This window comes from Parasphingorhabdus sp. (assembly GCF_039968395.1).
Classification (GTDB): Bacteria; Pseudomonadota; Alphaproteobacteria; order Sphingomonadales; family Sphingomonadaceae; genus Parasphingorhabdus.
In genome coordinates this window covers 815406-835993 of the sequence record NZ_JBDVPV010000005.1, presented here as the reverse complement: position 1 = coordinate 835993, position 20588 = coordinate 815406, and the positions used below count along the sequence as shown (strand labels likewise).

Sequence of the window (20588 nt, the reverse complement as noted above, 5' to 3'; positions counted from 1 at the left end):
TCAATCCAATCTCTAGTCCGCCAGCTCAACCTGCCGCACATCATAGCCAGACTTGTTTAGCGCCGCGATCAGGGCTTCCAGTTGATCGCGGTCTTTTGCTTCGCATTCGATGTCGGTGATCAGGCCCTTGGCAGGCAGATTGGTGAACACGCGCTGGTGATAGACTTCGATGATATTGACTTCGTGATCGGCAAACTCCCGCACGACATTGTAGAGAGCGCCAGGCTGGTCGCGCAGGTGGAGGCGTAGGCGAGCCAGGCGTCCGGAACGTGCGAGGTCGCGGAGCAGGACATTGGCCAGCAATCGGGTATCAATATTGCCGCCACACAGCACCAGGCCGACTTTTTCTCCGGCAAATTTGTCTTGATTGGCCAAGAGAGCGGCGAGACCGGCGGCTCCTGCACCCTCGACGACGGTTTTTTCAATCTGAAGCAACAGGCTGACGGCGCGTTCCAGCTGCGCCTCTCCGACAAGCAGTATCTCGTCGACATATTTTTTTATCACTGCAGCAGTGAATTCCGCAGGATTGCGGACGGCAATGCCTTCGGCCAGCGTATCCCCTCCAGCGGTCACGGTTTTACCGGAAAGCTTGCCGTACATGCTCGGATACAGGGCTGCCTGTACCCCGGTCAGTTTAATGCCCGGGTTGATGGCTCGCGCTGCCGTCGCCATGCCGGAAAATAATCCGCCTCCGCCAATCGGAATGATCAAGCGATCAAGACCGGGAACGGTTTCCAGCATTTCGATAGCGACCGTACCCTGACCGGCAGCGACATGGGGATCATCGAAAGCGTGAATATACGTCAATCCACGCTGTTCGGCGAGTTCAAGGGCGTGGGCGTAGGATTCGTCATAATTGGTCCCGTGGATCACAATCTCGGCACCATGGCCGCGGGTCTGCTCGACTTTGACCATGGGTGTGGTGTTCGGCATGACGATGGTTGCCGGGATGTCCAGATTTCGCGCGTTATAAGCCAGACCCTGGGCATGGTTGCCCGCTGATGCTGCTATGACACCTGCTTTGCGTTTGCTTTCATCCATCAGCAGCAGGGCATTCAGCGCCCCGCGCTCTTTGTAAGCGGCGGTAAACTGAAGATTCTCAAATTTCAGGTAAACGTCCGCGCCCGACAGTTCGGACAGTGTAATGCTTTTCAATGTCGGCGTATGCACGATCCGATCACGAATGCGGGCATGAGCTGCCTGAACATCAGCAAAGTCAAATGATGGGAGCGAAGCGTTGTTTTGATCAGTCATAGCGGCATCGCCCTTAACGCATCTGGTCATTCAGGGAAACAATGATTATGCGGTGGGCAAGGATATTGAATCATGGCAAAAATTGCATTCATCGGGATCGGGATCATGGGTGGGCCAATGGCGGGCCATCTGGCCAGGGCCGGACACGAATTGACCGTCTACAACCGCAGTCGAAACAAGGCTGAAAAATGGGTCACCGACAATGGCGGGAGGCTGGCCGATAATCCGGCTGACGCGGCAAAGGGCGCGCAGATCGTGATTACCTGCGTGGGCAATGACGATGACCTGCGCGCAGTGACCATGGGCCGGGATGGCGCTTTTGGCACCATGCAAAAGGGCGCCCTGTTCATCGATCACACAACGGTTTCGGCGCGGATCGCTCGCCAGTTGTCGGTCGAAGCAGAAGGCAGGGGCATTCATGTTGTGGATGCACCAGTGTCCGGTGGGCAGGCTGGTGCTGAAAACGGCAAGCTATCAATTATGTGCGGCGGCAGCGCAGAAGCCTTCGCAGCGGCGGAGATCATTATGTCTGTTTATGCTGCGCGGATCGTCCATGTCGGACGCACTGGCGCGGGTCAAACAACAAAAATGTGCAACCAGATTGCCATTGCCGGGGTTCTGGAAGGTCTCTCCGAAGCGCTGCGTTTTGCCCAGGCAAGCCGATTGGATGTAGACAAGGTCTATGAAGCGATCTCGGGTGGCGCGGCTCAAAGCTGGCAAATGGACAACCGCTGGGCAACAATGGCGAAAGATGAATTTGATTTCGGATTTGCGGTAGACTGGATGCGCAAGGATCTTGGACTGGCGATCGAAGAGGCGCGCACCAATGGCGCAGCATTGCCTGTGGCTTCGCTGGTTGATCAACTCTACGCGGAAGTGCAGGCGGCCGGAGGCGGGCGCAAGGATACCAGTTCGCTGGTTTCGCGCCTGCCAAAAAACAGACCATAAACGGGGCAAATGATGAAACTGATTACGAAAATTCGGAATGGCGGACTTGCGTTCTGCACATGTTTGTTAGGGTTTGGTTCGGTGCCGGCGCATGCCGATGGCCTGATTGAAAATGTAAACGGCATTACGCTGAACAAAAGCGGTGATGTCGTGCGATTTTCGGCCATGGTCATTGACGACGAAGGTCGTGTGAAAGAGCTGCTGGATCGCCGGGACAAGCGTCCATCCGATCTGGATTTCCAGTTTGACGGCAATGGCAAGACGTTGATTCCAGGATTTGTCGATGCACATGGTCATGTCATGGGCATGGGCTTTGCCGCGTTAACGCTGGACCTGTCGGGAACGCGATCACTCGAAGAAGCTCTTCAGAAAATCAGCGTATATGCGGCGCGATATCCCAACCGGCAATGGATTATCGGAAATGGCTGGAATCAGGAACTCTGGGGACTTGGCCGTTTCCCGAACGCAGATGAGCTCGATGCGGTAATACCCGATCGACCGGTCTTCCTTTCTCGCGTGGACGGCCACGCTGCCTGGACGAACAGCGCGGCAATGCGTGCCGCAGGAATTGGCAAGACCACAAAATCGCCAAGTGGCGGAGCGATCGAAAAAAAATCCGGGAAGTTGACCGGGATATTTATCGACCGGGCGCAGGATCTTTTCAGCAAGGCGATCCCGGAGCCACGGCCGGTGGAACGTGATCTCGCGCTGATGAAAGCACAGGAAATATTGCTGTCGAATGGCGTGACCGCAATCGCAGACATGGGGACAACGATGCAGGACTGGCAGAGTTTCCGGAGGGCAGGGGACGCTGGCCAGTTGAACGTCCGGATCATTGCCTATGCGGCTGAAATTGACAACATGATAGCCATCGGGGGACCCGGCCCTTCACCCTGGTTATATGATAACCGTCTGAAAATGGCGGGAGTGAAACTATATGTTGATGGCGCGCTAGGATCGCGCGGGGCGTTGCTCAAACAACCTTATGCTGACAGCCCCAATCAAAGCGGTCTCGCGTTGCTGACACCCGCACAGCTTAAAAACAAGATGAGCCGCGCTGCGATGGACGGGTTCCAGACCGCGGTGCACGCGATCGGTGACAAGGCAAACGAAGAACTATTGTCCGCAATTGAAGAAATGCAGACCAGCTATACAGGAGATCGACGCTGGCGCATCGAGCATGCCCAGATTCTGGATCCTGCAGATCTGCCACGAATTGCAGCCACTGGAACGATTGCTTCCATGCAACCCGTCCATCAGACATCGGATCGTCTGATGGCGGAAGCGCGATTGGGAACGAATCGCCTCGATGGAGCATATGCTTGGCGATCCATTCTTGATTCGGGAGCGAAACTGGCCTTCGGGACCGACGTACCGGTAGAAAATGTGAACCCGTTCCCGGGTTTGGCAGCAGCGATGACGCGTGAAGACGAAACTGGTGAGCCTTTTGGCGGCTGGTTGCCCCGTGAACGCGTGACACGCCGGGAGGCTTGGCGCGCATACACGCTTGGTTCGGCATATGCTGCATTTGCAGAAAAACAGATTGGCAGTCTGGAGCCCGGAAAACGAGCAGATTTTGTCATTATTGCAGAAGATCTCATGCTGGCTTCGCCATCGACAATTCGAAACATCAAAGTGGAGCAAACCTGGATCAATGGCCGCGCAGTTTTTCAGGCAAAGTAAATTTATGTTGTCCTATTTCGTCAAAGCGACGCAATTTCTAGGTGAGCCGCCGAGTTTATCCCTTTGAAATCTTGCGTTTAGAACAAGCACTATGTATGACTTTTCGACGCAGCGGATGCAAAAAGAGAATAATAGGTCGTGCAACGGTGTTAATGTGTTGGGGGGAATAAACCGATTTTCGGTTTTGTTCAACTAAACATAAAAAATGGAGTACAGAATGAAATTCACGAAATTCGCGGCTGCTATTGCAGCTGCATCATTGATTTCCGCACCCGTAACAGCGCAGGCCGTACAAAGCCTGACCCCCGCTGTTGAGCGTACAGGTGCGGTGGACGAAAATGGCGAAAAACTGGAAGGTAGCACCGGAATTATTATTGGTGTTCTTGCAGCTGCGGCCGTGATTGCAGGCATTATCATCATCGCTGATGATGATGATGACCCGACGAGCCCCTGAGGTTTGAGCTTTTAGACACTTAGGAAGCGGGGCGAGTTTCGCCCCGCTTTTTCTCGTTAATGCCATATTAGATTCGGAATTAGGAATCTTGGCCTTTACGATAAAAAAATCCGGTGCTAGGGGCATCTTAGTTAATTCGATTTTGGAGGATTAAATAATGAAGTTGAATAAATTGGTAGTATTTGCAGCAGCCGCATCGTTGGTTGCTACACCTGTACTCGCTCAGTCTGTTTCTCAGCCTGTTCAAGCTCAGAAAGCTCAAGTCGAACGTGTAAACGCTGACGAAAAGCTTGATAGTGCAAGTAAACTTGGCGGAGAAAATGGCGCATTGATCGGCGTGCTCGCATTTGCGGCAGTCGTTGGCGGCGTATTTTTGATTGCTGAATCATCTGATCCTGGTAGCCCTTGAGCCATCCGGAATTTTGATTTGAAAAACGGGCCGTATATCGGCCCGTTTTTTTTGCGTCATCGCGGGTGTGGTCATTGTTGGTAAATTGGCTTTTCATCAGGCCGCGCAAGGGGCATAGTCCCTGTACGCGATTCTTCTACCTGGACCTGAGAGGCCTGCATACGTGACCGCACCCGTTCGCTTTCCGCGATTTTTTGTGACTAATCCGAGCCCTTGTCCCTATCTGCCGGGCAAAAGCGAACGGAAAGTGTTCACGGAATTAAATGGTCCGCACACGGACGAGCTCAATGACGCTCTTGGACGTATTGGCTTTCGCCGCAGCCAGAATGTCGCCTATCGACCCAGCTGTCTCGATTGCAAGGCCTGCGTTTCGGTTCGGGTGGTGGTGGATGAATTCGCTCCGAATTCCACCCAACGCAAATTGCTTCGGCGGAATCAGGATCTGGTCGTAGAAGCTTGTGAGCCCTGGGCAACGGATGAACAGTTTTCCCTGTTACAGAAATATTTGTCCAAAAGGCATCCCGGCGGCGGCATGACCGAGATGGATGAGATGGACTATTCCGACATGGTCGAGCAGTCTCCTGTCAAGAGTTTCGTGATCGAATATCGTGAACCGACCACTGATGGTTCAAAAGGAAGGCTTGTCGGCGCCTGTCTGACAGATCAGCAGGGCGATGGCCTTTCGATGATCTACAGCTTTTTCGATGCAGAACATTCCGGCCGCGCAGGTCTGGGCAACTTCATTATCATGGATCATATATTGCGGGCGAGGGCGGCGCGATTGCCCTACGTGTATTTGGGTTATTGGGTCGATGGCTCAAAGCGCATGGACTACAAAATTCGTTTCCAGCCAATCGAGAAGCTTGGCCCCGAAGGGTGGGAGCGTTCGCCGTCCAAACGCGCCACACAAAATCCCGAGTAACAACATTTGCTATCGCTATGGTGTCAAGTTCGTGCTGCGAATAGTCATCACCTTATAAAAAGCCCGCCTGATCACATGGACCGGCGGGCTCATTATCTTTGATGTGTATATCTTCAGTCGTTGTAAAGGCAGCGTTCTTGCTGGCATCCTTTCAACACAGGCTTCGGTTTCCACGTTTTACGGGGAGCCGCCTTTTTCCAGCGCCGTTTTGCAGCCGGTTTTGCCTGCGTATAGACGACTTCCTCATCGATATAAGTTGTCGTCGTGGTTGTTGTGACGGGCTGTGATTCAATCACAATGGTGGTCACTGTAGGTTGGGCCTGATAATAATAGGCGGGATAGTAATAACCGCCATGCCATCCACTCGGATATGTTTGCTGCACATGTGGCCGTTGGACATGCGGTCGTTGCGCATGGTGGCCATAGTTTCTGTATTTCTTTTGCAGCTTCCGGCACCGGTCTGTTCCCTGGTCAATGGCTGCACCAGCGACAGCACCCAGGCCACCGCCAATCAGCGATCCGCCAAGGCGGTTTCCGCGTCCCGCAATCCTGTTGCCGGCGAATGCGCCAATGGCACCTCCGACAACTGCACCGCCGATACCACTGCTCTTTTTGCATCGTTGCAGATAGGCGAGCTCATCATCGCGCACATCATATCCACGGTCTGTGTGGCGATAGTCACGTGTTACCGGTGCCTGTGAGCCCCAGTGAGGCGCGTTTGAGTGAGGTGCGTCTGTATAGCTTGCACCAACCTGATTTGCGTCACCTTCGCCGATGAACGTACCTTCATAATTGCCTTCATAGACGCGACCTTGCGCATCTTGATAGGTTCCGCGCCATTCGCCTTGATAGCTTCCATCTTCCCGATACGCACCATCCCAGTCGCCCCGATAGGTGGTAGCGCTGCCGCCTATCGTGCCAGAAGGAGTTGCGACAACACGATCGTCTTCCAAAAGCACACTGCTGTCGTAAGTTGCACGGCCATCCCGGTAGCCATCGTTATAGCCCTGATTGTAGCGGTCCCAATCCAGGTCCCGGACAGAGTCATGAACAACGCCGCGACGATCAGTCAGCACAGCATCATTGTAGTAACGCGACCAGCCATATCCGTGAGCGGGTTGGCTCAGCCCGTAATATCCAAAATTTCCAATGAAATAGCTTGGATTGATGTAATGTCTGGGCAATTGGAAACCACGCCCGGGAATGCGGTAGCCGCGCCGGTGTCCCAGTCGTCCCATTCGGACATTGCGACCGTTACGAAACTGGTTTCCGCCGCGCATGCGCTGCATTCCGCGTTTTTGCATTCCGCCCACGCGCCGCATACCCTGTCTGCGCATATTGCCCATGCGGTGACTGCCCATTTTTTGCATGGACCGTTTTGCACCTTGTACCGTCAAATCCATATTAGCTGGATCGGCAGCTACAGGTTGCTTTGCGGAGGAGGAAACACCCGCTTCGACAGTCGATTCGACTGCGGCATCAGCACCGCCCGGAATGAATGCAAAAACGCTGGCCAAGCCAGCAATCGCAAGGGTTCTCATGGTTAACAGCTCCTTCATTGCGGGCAAAGACAATCGATGCCCACCGAGATAATGGTTAACCAATAGTTACCATTTTCCGGGGGTTAAAGCCATTATGCAGTTGTAAAATAGAGTTGTTTTGATGAACTGTCTCGAAATGGGTCGGTTCTGAAAACCGGGAGAATGAGCAGCTTTATTCTGCCTTCGACATCAATGCCGGTGTGATAGAGTTGATCAGAGTTTCCAAACCCGTTTGATCGTCCATTGAAAATCGATCGGGAGACGGGCTGTCGAGATCCAGGACTGCGACTACTTTTCCATCATGTTTGACCGGGAGCACGAGCTCTGACCGGCTATCGGCATCGCAGGCGATATGACCAGGAAAAGCATGCACATCGGCCACGCGTTGAGCCTCACCTGTCACAGCAGCAGTTCCGCAGACACCCTTTCCGATCGCGATGCGGATGCAGGCGGTTTTTCCCTGAAACGGGCCGAGCACGAGTTCATCTTCGATCACTCTGTAGAAGCCGGCCCAGTTCAGGTCTGGCAAATATTGCCAGATCAGCGCGGAAATATTGGCCATATTGGCAATATGGTCCGGTTCGTCCGCAACGAGAGCCTCGGCAGCGGAAGCCAGATCTTTGTAAAGTGTATCGGTTGGACCGGATGATGAGATTGCGAATTCGTGCATGCCAGCTCGTATCAGGATTGAGCAGACCGGATCAAGCGGAACCTGTCAATGATGACACACAATAACGTTACCTGTTTTCCGCACGTATCTGGTCCAGGTTCGACCTTCCAGTCTGATCACGTGCAGACAGTCGAATATTTGCCCGGCTGAAAGACAAGTTGCTTGCCGCGCCATGGTCGCTCCCGATGGTCTTTCAGGACCTCGTGTCCGATACTGAAACCAAGGCTAGGGACGGACTGGAGCATCAACGATGCGCGGGTTGGCTTTCTCGGTGTAACCGGCAAACTGTCTAAGCTGTTCGCCATTTCCAAGATCGCCACCAGAACAGTTGAGTAGCCGGTCTACGCAATGCGCAGTCCATTTGTCCATTACGTCATCATCCCAGGCTCCAAACCAGTCAGAATGGAACGTCGAGCCGGGTACGTGCGGCGCCATGCCAGCCATCCGATCAGATGAAAAATGCCAGGTATTGGTCATTGGATCAGTCGCGCCAGTGCGATCCAGTGAGTCATCCGTCGTATACCATGCTCCCAATGTGAAAGTGGGGATGATGTAAGGATGCGTGTTCGGGCATCGTGCCACACCATCATTGTGACGGACGCGTTGGGCCATGTGTGATCTGTGATCGGTACTGTCGAGATTTGTTCCATCCCAGCAATCCAGCGCCTCTACAACCGCTCCCAACTGCGCTCCTGACGGGCAATTTACTGCGGCTTCGGGAATATTACGATATTTGCCCGGTGTCGCACCTGCTCCCTGACAGTTCAGATAGAAAGGCGAACTGTTCGCTGGATCCTGCATATTATATCCAAACACGTAACGCAGGCCGCGAGGCAGTGCGACACACGCGGTGCCTTGATCTTGGCATGCAGGGTCCGATTCAGGCCGCCGCTTGTAGTAGATTGATACAAAATCGGGCATGACTACTTTGCCATCGCCGGTCATCATCGACGGAATCCAGTATGCTGAACGGTTCAGCATGTTGTTGCATGTGCTTTCGCCGGTCGTACGGAGCGACTCATATGTTGAATTTGCATTGGCACCGGTGTTACCAAAAAACGTGTGAAGGTGTGATCTTCCTGGCTGACCGGGATAAACAATCGGATCATCATAAGCGTTGTGGCTTGGATTGCAGATGAAACGGAATGCGCCGACGACATCCGGTTCGGCACTTGGCGCCGGGTTACCATGACCCCAGGTTGGAACAAGCCACTCCGAAGTATCAAAATTGCTCGGAATTTTGGGTAAACCTTCAATTGGTCCACCTTGCGGTGTGGGCGTCGGAGTTGGCGTCGGAGTTGGCGTCGGAGTTGGTGTGGGCGTTGGCGTCGGTGTGGGCGTTGGAGTTGGCGTCGGAGTTGGTGTCGGCGTCGGAGTTGGCGTCGGTGTCGGTGTCGGTGTGGCCGGCAATTGTACCGCTGGCTGTGCGCCAGTGGCAGCTTCCTTGCCGCAACCGGACAGCAAAGAGATTGCCGCCAGCGTTAGAACGATGGATTGGGTTGGCTTCATGGTCAGCGATCGTTTTTCTTGTGTCATTCGGGGGAATTAGACGACACACTTTTAATCCCGACTGTTGACCTGTGGTTAACAGATATTAAGCATAGCGACGCAACGGACGCTGCGCGCGACCAGTTGGTGACAGGATTTTACATATTTACAAAATTCGCTTGAACTGGCCGTGCGGGCTCAATCAATTCTCGGTTTTCCGCGCATCTTTTTCACCGAGGATTTCTTCTTTTTGGAATCGATCCGCCGGGCTTTGGCTGCCCTGCTTGGGCGTGTCTTGATGCGCCGTGCTTCTCTGTGATGAGCCCGGCTGAGAAGATCTTCCAATTTTCGCCTGGCTTCGGTTCGATTGGCTTCCCGGGTTCGATGATCCCGGGCAGTGATCATCAGTTCGCCATTGCTGGTCATTTTGCGACCGGCAAGTTCTTTCAATTTTCTAAAAGCAAATGGAGGCAGACGCAGCGCATAAACATTAACCCGCATCTGCACTGCAGTCTCAACCTTGTTCACGTTCTGCCCACCGGGACCAGACGCAGCAAGAAAGGTTTCCTGAATTGCATGAGCGGGAATATCGAAAGTCATGATATAGAATGTAGTCTGAATGTGGGCGACTGAACAGGCCTCCTCGCGCGTTATATTAGTTGTTCGGAACTGGCTCTTCTGTGTGGCAGGAAAGTATCAATTGGTAGCCAAGCCAGTCAGATAACCTCTTTTTGGGCGTGCGAAATGCTCAAAAGTTAATTTTTTTTTGGGGACCGGCTTGAGTCATGAAACGACTCTATTCTGCGGGTTACAGAGTCGTCAGATACTCTGCGACTCGTGCTGACTCCTGCTTTAATTCAAAATTAACCTTTTACGTTCATCTATCTTATGGTTAATAAATGATCTGGGGGCTTCGGGATGACACCCGATAGCTGTGCGTAAAATAGGAAAAGGGGTTACCCGATGCGTGTATTGTTGATTGAAGATGAGCCAACGACCGCAAAAGCGATTGAGCTGATGCTGGCAACTGAAGGCTTTAATGTTTACACTACAGATCTGGGCGAAGAGGGCCTCGATCTTGGTAAGCTCTATGACTATGACATTATATGTCTCGACCTGAACCTTCCTGACATGCATGGTTATGATGTTCTCAAGAAACTGCGTGTCGCCAAGGTGCAAACGCCAGTTCTCATTCTTTCAGGTATCAGCGAAATGGACAGCAAAGTGCGTTCATTCGGATTTGGTGCCGACGATTATGTGACCAAGCCTTTCCACCGGGAAGAACTGGTAGCCCGCATTCACGCTGTTGTACGTCGCTCCAAAGGCCACTCACAATCAGTTATCCGCACCGGCAAGCTCGCTGTGAACCTCGACGCCAAAACGGTAGAAGTCGACAGCAACCGCGTTCATCTGACCGGCAAGGAATATGCAATGCTCGAATTGCTCTCGTTGCGCAAAGGTACGACGCTGACCAAGGAAATGTTCCTCAACCACCTTTATGGCGGAATGGATGAGCCCGAACTCAAGATTATTGACGTGTTTATTTGCAAGCTTCGTAAAAAACTTGCGCTGGCATGCGGCGGCGAAAACTACATCGAAACGGTGTGGGGACGCGGCTATGTCCTTCGTGATATCGAAGAAGATAGCGGTCCGGAAGCGCAAGTCGCCTAAGGATTACAATCACTACCCTTCAGATTTGATCTGCGTATCTGATCAAACAAGATCGACGGAACTTCACGTTTCGTCGATCTTTTTATGTGCGGGCGGTATCGAGATACCAGCGCTTGCTGCCTTCCAAAGCCAGCGCCGTGAGTTTTTCTGAGTAATAAGCTCCGGTATCGATGCCGATGCGGTTGTTCTGCTCGACAACCTCTTCGTTGATCGTGTGTCCATATACGATCATTTTCTCGTGAAGTTGGGTTGCTGACAAAAATTCTTCGCGAATCCAGCGCAGATCTTTGGATTTCTGTTCTGCCAAAGGAACTTCAGGCCGGATGCCGGCATGTACGAAGGCATAGTCGCCAATGATGATCTGGTCTTCAAAGCCGCTCACGAATGCCACATGGCTCTTCGGGAAAAGGTCTGGCAGACGGATTGCCAGCATCTCGTTATCCAGGTCCATATATTCCTTCATCGAGATTTCGTAACTGAGGATAGTTTCCTTGCCGCCAATACGGGTGAAAAAGCGCGTTGCCTTCTCACTGCCCCGCGCAGCCGCCAGATAGACTTCCTCGTGATTTCCCATCAGGAAGCGGACATTGGTTTTCTGGTCCTTTAACTGCATCGCCGTTTCGATGACTCCGGCGCTGTCCGGCCCGCGATCCACCAGGTCACCGAGAAAGATGATTTCACTTTCCGCCTGTCCGCGAGCCTTGTCATCTTCGGATATCTGGTCGAGTAATTGTTTCAGCAGATCATTTCGGCCATGAATATCACCGATGGCATAGACACGGCGTCCTTCTGGAATCACGGCATGATCCAGGTAGGTTTTCTCGGCTTTTTTTCCAAACAGACGCTTCAACATGACATCAAACTTTGTATTGCATGGCGGAAAAATCAAGAGGCAGAACCGCAAGCGCGATATCTGCCTCCCTTTGGTGTTTCTGATCCCGCGGAGCGGGCCACTTAACCAATCAACTCTCGACGGTAAAGCTCAGTCCGGCTTTGGCTTCGAGCCGTTTTACGAGTTTCTTGCCCATCAGCGCGCCGGGCGTCCACACGCCGCCGCCATGCTTGATTTTGTCCTGTGCAAGGCAAAGGGCGCTTTCAGCGATCATTTTGGATGTTGAGCCGTAACCGGGGTCCTTGTCGCCTTTGACGCAAAGGCTTGCCGTGTCACCATCGACCGTTTCGCCGAGGAACAGGACATCATAAAATCCGTTATCGCGCTGTTCCTTGGTTGGTCCTTCTCCGGGTTTCGGTGGATTGTCGCCAAACGGGTTGGCTTTGGCCAGCATTTCAGCGGCCTGCTTGCCTATGTCACCCGCGCTGGTGACAACCATCTCATCATATTTGAATTCCTCACCATACGGAAAGTCGGCAAGAAAATTGGTGCGGTGAACATTCTTGGTATTGATTGGCGCCATCACGAATGGAGCCACCCAGCTATCTATGGTTTTGTCATGCTTCGGGATCACCATATTTGGCTGATCAGGTCCCTCGAAGCCCGGTGTGAGGCCGAAACTGCTTGCCAGAATCTTTACCAGTGACGGGTTTTTGGCAATGGCCTTCATGGTTTCTGTCAGACTGGCTGCTGTACCGCCCGAGAACGTACCTTCCATTGCGCGTACCCGTCCTTTGACACGGCTTGCCGGCTTGTCAAAACGTTTCTGCATGTCCTTTTGAAGCATGAGAACGCCGAGATCGAAGGGAATGGAGTCAAAGCCACAAGAAAAGCAAATCTGCGCTCCGGATTTCTCCGCAGCGTCCTGATGTTTGTCAATCATTTCGCGCATCCAGCCCGGTTCTCCGCACAGGTCTACATAATGGGTGCCGTTCTTCACGCAGGAGGCTACGACTTCGTTGCCATAAAGCTGATACGGGCCGACCGTGGTCAGAAGTACTTTTGTCCGGCTCGTCATCATGTCCAGGGAACCAGCATCGTCGGAATCTGCAACAACAAGGGGTGTTTCTGCAGGCGCACCAATCAGGTCGCGTACTTCTTCAAGCTTCTCCTGCGAGCGGCCGGCCATGGCCCATTTGGGAGCGTCTCCGCCAACTCCATATTCCTGCACCATATATTCGGCAACCAGACGGCCTGTATAGCCGGTTGAGCCGTAGATGATGACATCAAATTCGCGTGCGTCGGACATGGATATGCTCCCATTTTTCTGGTTAAGTTGTTTTTCGAAACCTGCTTATGGCCTAGAGTTTCGGCAGAGTCACACCTTTTTGGCCCATATATTTGCCTGCTCGATCCGCATAACTTGTTTCACAAGGCTCATTGCCCTTCAAGAACAGAAACTGACAGGCGCCTTCGTTGGCGTAAATTTTGGCGGGCAGGGGAGTGGTGTTCGAAAACTCCAGTGTAACATGTCCTTCCCAGCCCGGCTCCAGCGGCGTGACATTGACGATGATTCCGCAGCGCGCATAGGTGGATTTGCCGAGACAAATTACCAGAACGTCTCTTGGTATCCTGAAATATTCTACAGTGCGCGCCAGGGCAAAGCTGTTGGGCGGAATGATACAGCAATCTGTCTTGCGATCGACGAGACTTTGCGCGTCGAAGTTTTTTGGATCAACCACCGCGCTGTCCACGTTGGTGAAGATTTTGAACTCGTCCGACACGCGCGCATCATAGCCGTAGGATGAAAGACCGTAACTGATGCAGCCATCACGCTTCTGGGCCTCGACAAATGGCTCGATCATGCCGGTTGATTGCGCCGATTCACGGATCCACTTGTCGGAAAGTATGCTCATATTCGTCCTTCTGTTCGCTTTTGTGCATCACATGCCAGTTTGACTATGGCCGCACAACATTCCAGTTTACCGGTCCATCGATTCCGCTAATCCGACGCATGTCCGAGGCGCGCCACATAACCCATGGTTTGGTCGCGTAGTCCGGTGGAAAGAAGTTTCCTTCAAGCCAGAATGTCCGGTTTATGGCGCTGCTGATGGCATAGTCTTCTTCAAACTCCTTTGAAACGACGATTATTGCCGGTTTGTTGCTATGTCCTTCGACCTGATTGAGAAAGGTGTTGAGCTCGCTGAGTACCAGTGCCCGGCCCGGACGATCATTGCATCCATTGTCAAAGGCCAGCCGGATGGCCGGCGGCAACATATTGTCGCCGCGCGGGACGGTCGTGACAAAATTGGTCGCCTGATCCGTGGCGAGCCGGCACAGCGTATATTCGTGCATGGCACCGTAGCGAATACCGGCATCGCTTGCTCCCTTGATGTTCACGGCAAAGGTCGGATCGCGATCTTCTGCTCCGTAGGTGGCACGGACATATGCGAAATCCACACCGGTGGCGCCGGCCACGTGCCAGATAATGTTACCATGACTGGCATCAACCGAGATCCCCTGAACTGGATACTGATCGCGGGCCGGAGCCCAACTGATTGCAATATTCCGTAATATCAATGCGACGACGAGCAATGCCAGCACAATCAACCCAAAGCGCAGCAATCTCGTTTTTCTGTTTTGATCTGCCACGCAACTTCCCGGAATTCAGATATTTGGAGCCATTCTCTGAAAAGAGAATCGCTCAATTCTTGATATGTAATACACAGATCAATGTGAAGAGGCGACGCGCCGTTTTGAAGTCGACGTCAATTTTTCCGTCGAGGCGTTCCATCAGCAGTTCCGCACCGTGATCATGCACACCGCGTCGCGCCATATCGATGGTTTCGATTTCCTGTGCCGTTGCTTTGCGGATGGCCTGATAATAGCTGTCGCAGATGGCGAAATAATCGCGGATGGGTCTACGAAACCGTCCCAGAGCCAGGATCAGCGTTTCCAGCGGCTCGTCATCCTCGCGCGCCATTGAAAGGACCAGGCGTCCCTCCTGGACGCTGAGTTTAAGCTTGAACGGCCCTGCATAACCGTCCGGATGTTCCCGCAATGGTTTAAAATGATTTTCTTCGATAAGATCGAAAATCGCAATGCGCCGTTCCTGTTCGATATCGGCATTGCGCCAAATGATCGTCGCTTCATCAAGCTCGACATCAATGATACGTGGATCGGACATTCTGGCCCTGTTGCCGCAGCGCAGGGGATTGGACAAGAGTTTTTGCAGTGCAGCACAAAATCATCCTCATTTATCCACAATACTGTCCCCCGCTGAATCGGAATTATCGCGGAACGCCCTTGCCGTGAATCGCTTGAACGTGGATGAAGGGCACATGGCTGAACTAATGCGTTTTGATAATGATGAAGAAGGCAACCAGCGCCTTCCACGCAATGTAGAGGCAGAGGCGACCTTTTTAGGCGCTTTGCTGATCGACAATCGCGTGGCCGAAGACGTGCAGATCAAATTGAGGCCAGAACATTTTTACGAATCGCTGCACGGACGAATTTACGAACAGGCGCTGAAGCTTCTGGATCGGAATATGGTGGTTACTCCCGTGACGTTGAAGCCCTATTTCGAAGCCGACGAGGTCATGAAAGAATTGGGCGGCCCATCCTATCTTGCCAAACTCACCGGCGATGGGGCAGGACTGATCGGGGCCCGTGACTTTGCTGATCAAATATATGATCTGGCTTTGCTGCGAGAATTGGTCAGCGTGGGGCGAACGCTGGTAGAGAGCGCGCTGGACACCAGCGAGGCAGTTGATCCCAAGACACAGATCGAAGAAGCCGAAACATCACTCTACCGCGTTTCTGAAGGTGAAGCGCAGGAAGGCGGCGTGAAAAGCTTCCTGGCGGCATCGACCGTAGCTCTGAACAATGTCGAGCGCGCCTTTAACAGCGGCGGCAAAGTATCGGGCATCACAACCGGCCTGACTGACCTCAATGCCAAAATGGGTGGCTTGCACAAATCTGATTTGCTCATCCTTGCCGGTCGCCCCGGTATGGGCAAGACATCGCTTGCGACCAATATCGCATTCAACGCTGCAAACCGGTTTCGCAGAGATATAGCTGACGGGATCGAGCCGGAAGATTCGCTGGGAGCGAAAACCGCCTTTTTCAGCCTCGAGATGTCAGCGGATCAGCTGGCGACAAGGATTTTGTCCGAACAGGCAGAGATAAGCTCTGAAAAGCTGCGCATGGGCGCGATCAGCCGCGACGAAATGCACCGTCTGGCACTGGCATCACGAGAGTTGCAGGATCTGCCGCTGTTTATTGACGATACGCCCGGACTGACCATAGCTGCCTTGCGTACCCGTGCACGGCGTCTGCAGCGGCGTAGCGGCATCAATCTTATCGTCGTCGATTATCTCCAGCTGCTCCAGGGCTCTGGCCGTGCAAATGACAACCGGGTGAATGAGATTTCGGAAATCAGCCGAGGTCTCAAAACTCTTGCCAAAGAACTGAATTGTCCCGTGGTGGCGCTTTCTCAGCTCAGTCGTCAGGTGGAAAGCCGCGAAGACAAACGACCGCAATTGTCAGATCTCAGGGAATCCGGCTCAATCGAGCAGGATGCCGATATCGTGATGTTCATTTTCCGCGACGAATATTATCATCTCGCGGTCAAGCCCGACGATCCGGATGAAAACTCGACGGAAGAACAGAAGGCCAAATATCTGGCATGGGAAACCGATCACCAGAGCAAGGTAGGCAAAGCAACTGTGATCGTCGCCAAAAACCGGCAAGGTTCAACCGGCAATATCCAGCTTAGCTTCCTCAGTGAGTTCACCAAATTTGGTGATCTGGCTTATGGAGACGCTCCGGAAGACTATTAGCGGCAGTTTGCCCTAACGGCTGATATGTCCATCCTGCCAGTCGAGCACTGTCAGGAAATTGGCCAGTCGATTTTCCTCAAGCTTTGCGATTAAGGGGTTTTGGTGCAGCGGGACGAGCAGATCACTCAATGGCCCGGCCCATGGCACGTTCGTGTCAAACAATACTCCCAAACCAAAAACAGCCGGTATTTCGGCATAGGATAACGGACGATCTTCGGACTCGGTTTCGTCGATAAAATCAAGCACCGCACGTTTTACGCCGTTGCGTTCTCCGCCTTCATGCATCGCCATGCCAAACTGTCCCATGCCGCGAAATCCTTCGTCAGGGAGCAAGCCCGGATTACCGGGTTTCGCGCCGCCATCCATGCTGTAATTGTGCCGAAACTCGGCAGGAATAGTGTCCGGAGAATAATAGGAATCACGATAGGCTGACGGCCAGCAAACGTCGTGGAGTACCACCAAAAGAGGCTTGTCGTCGCGTTGGCAAGCCGCATCAATGGCCTTGAGTTCATTGAAAACCGTGAACCAGTTATGATCACCATCAACCAGCCAGGCATCAATATTCTGCAACTGATCAAACGCATCGAGGCTGGGTTTTGCGATATGGGTGACATGATCATTATCATTTACCCATTCGAGAAATTCTTGCTTGGGTGCAGGATCGATACTGTACAGATGTCCATCATCTTTGTTGTCCGCAAAGTCAGCCAGAACGCTTGACATTCCGCCATATTCTGCGCCGATTTCAGCGATGCGAGAAGCCCCCGAGTGATGCAGGGCTTCCACAATAATCTGAGCAAATTCGGACATGGAATGGATCAGTAAATTTGGCATGTTCAGGCGACCTCTCTCAGATTTACGACATCAGTCTGGCGAAGCACCGTGGGCCGGAAAACCATGCTGAGCATGATCGGTTCGCCAGTTGAGATTGAAGGGGGCGGGATCAGGATGAAGGAATTCTCGTTCATGCAATGATGCAAACCGGGAGCCTGTTCTTCCATCGCCTCGCACACCGGGAAGGCCGGTATGGAATCATCATCGATTTTCTGGCTCATGAAGCTGTCGACTTCATGGAAACTGATATCCTCAATCTGCATCCAGTCGAAAACCTGTCCGACCATGATCGCGATATTATACTGTCCGGTTCCGATCGGAATAAGTGCCTGATAATATCCGTCATTGGTCGGATATGCATTAATCTCCACCTGCACATGCTCGGAATCGTCTGCCAGTACCGTGGGAAGGGTAATCGCGCTCGTCTGAAAGTCGTTTTGACGAAGATCCAGCGCAAACCTGTTGCTGGCGAAGACCGGCAATAGCGCCTGCATGCCCTGTTGTCTCAACTCTCCGGGCAAATAGATACGCGTTACGTTCTTGGTATAAAAAAGTCCGCGACGACGGATACCGGTCGCTGCCGCTTCCGTGTCGATGAGTTTGATCTTGTCCTTGGTGCCAAGGTTCACGTCATGATGAAACGCCTCAAAGATCGCAACTTCCCGATCCACCGGCAGGAACAGCAATCGAGTCAGACTGGCGGCGGCCATACGGCGGGCACATTCACCATCCCAAGAAGCGGGAACCGTGTCCCAGCCCGAACCGAGATCACTCATATATTTCAGGCAGGCGGCCTGCGCTTCTTCACGGGCTTCGCTTTGCTGGCCCTTGACGTCTGCGCTGTCCCGTTTGGGCTCGCCATTATCATGATAATCGAGAACCGACCCCTGCGCCTGCGTACATAACTGTTCCAGCACGGCGATGGATTCACACAGCGAGTTCAGGGCGCTGTTGTCATAGTGGCGGAGATCGATCAGACCCGTTTTATCAAGGCCTGTAACCATCAGTTCCCGGAGCAACAAATAGCGACCGGAAACCGTCAGGTTCATCTGTTCAGCGAGTATCGGTTCAATCACATTCTGAACCGATCCATTATAGCCAAGGTCCACAAACATCACGGTATCGCCCGATTCCACTCCCGCGCGCTGAAGATGCGCGCACAAGCGGGTTGCAAACTTGCGCGAACGTTCCACAATCTTTTTTACGTTTCCGGGTTTGAGGATTTCCTGGACAAAGGCTTTAGCAGTACTGACTTTGGCCAGTTTTGCCGTTTCATTTTTGAAAAACAGCAACTGACGGCAATAGGCCGCCTGACGTTGTTTGGAATAGGCATCTTCCTTGTTGCCGGTCGCTTCGGACATCAAATATGACTTGATCGCTTCCTTGCTGTTGAAACTGGCGGCATTGGCGGTGAACCGGCTGAGTTCGACCATCGCTACATCTTCGGCCCGATCGGGATAGGCCTTGAGAAAGGCCTGGGCGGGCAAATAGCCATCACGCAGCAAGAACAGGAGTTTTGGTGATTTACCTGTGCGTTCCTTTATTTCGTCCGCTTCATCGGCGATCCAGCGGGAAAACCCCTGAAAAACAGGTCCGAGCACGTCATGTCCAAACTGAAAAACCGGTTCATCGCCTTCACGGATCGATATCTGTGCGCGATGCGGCTGCAGGGCAGGGGCGCCGCGGCGGGTATCATGCTCCAATATCGTTGACGCCATGGCTTCGAGACGCAGACGCTCGCCGGCTTCATCGTCAAATTGCTCGAAATGGACACCACAGATACCGAGTTTGTCCGGTGATTCCTGGTCGGCAATCTTGTTGTCACCAAGATGCAGGATTGTTTTTGGTGAAACGCCAAGATCAGCCAGGACATGTTTGAACAGCCCGCCCGCCTTGCTGGCTCCGTAGTCACAGGAGCAGAAAATGCGATCGATGCGTTCTGCGGTTTCCTTGCCTGCTGCATCGGTGATGAGTCTGCGCAAAAGAGGTTCCGGAAGATAGGTGTCCGATACAATCATCACCTTTAATCCGCGTTGCTTCGCATCGGCAATGAGGTCGCTGACCGGCTTGAATGCAAAGCAGTGCATTGCCTCGGCCTGCATTTCCTTTTCAATACACTCTGCAACATACGCGTCATCGGCTTCCAGAAACATGCTGGTATAGATATCCTCGATTGTGACTTCGTTCTTGCGGGATTTCAGGACCAGTGCTTTTCGTGCCCTGTTTTCGGCCCGCACGCGCTTTTCCATGTCGGCTTCGGGAATATCGAGATCATGGAAAACATCGACCGGCATATTGACGTTTCGCCAGATCAGGGTGTCAAAACAATCCAGTGACAGTATCTCTATCGGCTCGTCAATATCACTCAGAAGAGATTTTATCTCGCTTGCAACAATGTCCAGTTTCATCTGTTTAACTTCCCTTCGGCATTAGGCGTTCAATGGTCCGATGCCACGGGCAGCAGACACAGAAATCCAGTTTTCTCCCAGTGAATTATGCAAACACCATGCCAAGAAAATTCAGATATTTGTCCGAATCGATTCGTAGGTCAAAATCAATTCGCATCCTCGTCGACAAGATGAGCCGCGCGAGAAAAACGACCAGTTTCCGGTGTTTTTCACTTGGGCGTGTCGATTGTTCTGCTGATCGATTGGGTCTAGAAAATCTGCTATTTGCCGCCATTTTCGGTGTCGGCAGGGGATTAATGACGGAGTTAAGTAAATGAGAAAATTACCCCTATTGGCTGCAGCACTTGCCGCGACAGGTTTTGTTGCAGCGCCTGCCATCGCTCAGGAAACACCGCCGGCAGATGCAACTGAAGCTGCACCGGAGGCCGCACCGGCACCAGCCACCATCGACACGGATGGCGACGGCACCATGGACGCCTGGGATCAACGCGGTGATGGAAAAGCGGACAGTTGGGATACGGATGGCGATGGCGCCCCGGATACCTTCGATCAGGACGGTGACGGAGCTCCTGATCCGAAATAAGTCAAACAGCAAGACTGTTTGATCCAGCCCCCAAGATATGCGGTCAGTCC

At 52.8% G+C, this 20588-nt stretch carries 20 protein-coding genes; 8 read left to right on the top strand and 12 right to left on the bottom strand.

The annotated features are described in order from the left end of the window. Positions 1-12: 12 nt before the first annotated feature. Positions 13-1254 carry a threonine ammonia-lyase gene (locus tag ABJI30_RS14750; RefSeq protein ID WP_348017445.1) on the bottom strand — a complete coding sequence of 414 codons (1242 nt, stop codon included), beginning with the start codon at positions 1252-1254 and terminating at the stop codon, positions 13-15. A gap of 72 nt (positions 1255-1326) precedes the next feature. Between ABJI30_RS14750 and ABJI30_RS14745 the strand changes: the two genes are divergently transcribed. From ABJI30_RS14745 to ABJI30_RS14725, 5 genes are all read left to right on the top strand, one after another. After that, entirely contained in the window at positions 1327-2202 is an 876-nt protein-coding gene (locus ABJI30_RS14745) for an NAD(P)-dependent oxidoreductase (protein ID WP_348017444.1), read from the top strand. A 9-nt stretch (positions 2203-2211) separates the two neighbouring features. Continuing rightward, positions 2212-3885: an amidohydrolase gene (locus ABJI30_RS14740; protein WP_348017443.1), complete on the top strand. Its 1674-nt coding sequence runs from the start codon at positions 2212-2214 to the stop codon at positions 3883-3885. A 217-nt stretch (positions 3886-4102) separates the two neighbouring features. After that, positions 4103-4339 (top strand): hypothetical protein, encoded by a 237-nt coding sequence (locus ABJI30_RS14735; protein WP_348017442.1) that lies wholly within the window; start codon positions 4103-4105, stop codon positions 4337-4339. A 157-nt stretch (positions 4340-4496) separates the two neighbouring features. After that, entirely contained in the window at positions 4497-4748 is a 252-nt protein-coding gene (locus ABJI30_RS14730) for a hypothetical protein (RefSeq protein ID WP_348017441.1), read from the top strand. Between the two features lie 163 nt (positions 4749-4911). Further along, entirely contained in the window at positions 4912-5670 is a 759-nt protein-coding gene (locus ABJI30_RS14725) for an arginyltransferase (RefSeq protein ID WP_348017440.1), read from the top strand. Between the two features lie 113 nt (positions 5671-5783). On the opposite strand, the gene ABJI30_RS14720 is transcribed toward ABJI30_RS14725, so the two are convergent. The 4 genes from ABJI30_RS14720 to arfB all read right to left on the bottom strand — a co-directional run bounded on the left by ABJI30_RS14720 (position 5784) and on the right by arfB (position 9969). Then, positions 5784-7211: an RcnB family protein gene (locus tag ABJI30_RS14720; RefSeq protein ID WP_348017439.1), complete on the bottom strand. Its 1428-nt coding sequence runs from the start codon at positions 7209-7211 to the stop codon at positions 5784-5786. 172 nt (positions 7212-7383) lie between these two features. Continuing rightward, on the bottom strand, positions 7384-7881 hold the full coding sequence (locus ABJI30_RS14715; RefSeq protein ID WP_348017438.1) for a GAF domain-containing protein: 498 nt from the start codon (positions 7879-7881) through the stop codon (positions 7384-7386). 225 nt (positions 7882-8106) lie between these two features. After that, positions 8107-9390 carry a DUF1996 domain-containing protein gene (locus tag ABJI30_RS14710; RefSeq protein ID WP_348025457.1) on the bottom strand — a complete coding sequence of 428 codons (1284 nt, stop codon included), beginning with the start codon at positions 9388-9390 and terminating at the stop codon, positions 8107-8109. Positions 9391-9567: 177 nt separating this feature from the next. Further along, entirely contained in the window at positions 9568-9969 is a 402-nt protein-coding gene (gene arfB, locus ABJI30_RS14705; protein ID WP_348017436.1) for an alternative ribosome rescue aminoacyl-tRNA hydrolase ArfB, read from the bottom strand. Between the two features lie 363 nt (positions 9970-10332). Here arfB and ABJI30_RS14700 point away from each other — a divergent pair, with 363 nt between their 5' ends. Continuing rightward, positions 10333-11040, top strand: a complete 708-nt coding sequence (locus tag ABJI30_RS14700; RefSeq protein ID WP_348017435.1) for a response regulator transcription factor — start codon at positions 10333-10335, stop codon at positions 11038-11040. 82 nt (positions 11041-11122) lie between these two features. On the opposite strand, the gene ABJI30_RS14695 is transcribed toward ABJI30_RS14700, so the two are convergent. The 5 genes from ABJI30_RS14695 to ABJI30_RS14675 all read right to left on the bottom strand — a co-directional run bounded on the left by ABJI30_RS14695 (position 11123) and on the right by ABJI30_RS14675 (position 15059). Beyond that, a complete protein-coding gene (locus ABJI30_RS14695) occupies positions 11123-11893 on the bottom strand; it encodes a metallophosphoesterase family protein (RefSeq protein ID WP_348017434.1) in 771 nt (256 codons plus the stop codon). 109 nt (positions 11894-12002) lie between these two features. Continuing rightward, positions 12003-13181, bottom strand: a complete 1179-nt coding sequence (locus ABJI30_RS14690) for a saccharopine dehydrogenase NADP-binding domain-containing protein (protein WP_348017433.1) — start codon at positions 13179-13181, stop codon at positions 12003-12005. A gap of 52 nt (positions 13182-13233) precedes the next feature. Continuing rightward, complete coding sequence (dcd, locus tag ABJI30_RS14685) at positions 13234-13788, bottom strand: dCTP deaminase (protein WP_348017432.1); 555 nt, start codon at positions 13786-13788, stop codon at positions 13234-13236. A 43-nt stretch (positions 13789-13831) separates the two neighbouring features. After that, entirely contained in the window at positions 13832-14524 is a 693-nt protein-coding gene (locus ABJI30_RS14680; protein ID WP_348017431.1) for a GH25 family lysozyme, read from the bottom strand. A gap of 52 nt (positions 14525-14576) precedes the next feature. Next, complete coding sequence (locus tag ABJI30_RS14675) at positions 14577-15059, bottom strand: UPF0262 family protein (protein WP_348017430.1); 483 nt, start codon at positions 15057-15059, stop codon at positions 14577-14579. A gap of 154 nt (positions 15060-15213) precedes the next feature. On the opposite strand from ABJI30_RS14675, the gene ABJI30_RS14670 reads away from it, so the two are divergent. Continuing rightward, positions 15214-16713: a replicative DNA helicase gene (locus ABJI30_RS14670; RefSeq protein WP_348017429.1), complete on the top strand. Its 1500-nt coding sequence runs from the start codon at positions 15214-15216 to the stop codon at positions 16711-16713. Positions 16714-16725: 12 nt separating this feature from the next. Here the strand turns inward: ABJI30_RS14670 and ABJI30_RS14665 are convergent, their stop codons facing one another. Both ABJI30_RS14665 and ABJI30_RS14660 read right to left on the bottom strand, forming a co-directional pair. Beyond that, complete coding sequence (locus ABJI30_RS14665) at positions 16726-17523, bottom strand: class I SAM-dependent methyltransferase (RefSeq protein WP_348017428.1); 798 nt, start codon at positions 17521-17523, stop codon at positions 16726-16728. 26 nt (positions 17524-17549) lie between these two features. Further along, on the bottom strand, positions 17550-19955 hold the full coding sequence (locus tag ABJI30_RS14660) for a hydrolase (protein ID WP_348017427.1): 2406 nt from the start codon (positions 19953-19955) through the stop codon (positions 17550-17552). Positions 19956-20268: 313 nt separating this feature from the next. Between ABJI30_RS14660 and ABJI30_RS14655 the strand changes: the two genes are divergently transcribed. Next, positions 20269-20538, top strand: coding sequence for a hypothetical protein (locus ABJI30_RS14655; protein WP_348017426.1), 270 nt, complete (start codon positions 20269-20271; stop codon positions 20536-20538). Positions 20539-20588 lie beyond the last annotated feature (50 nt).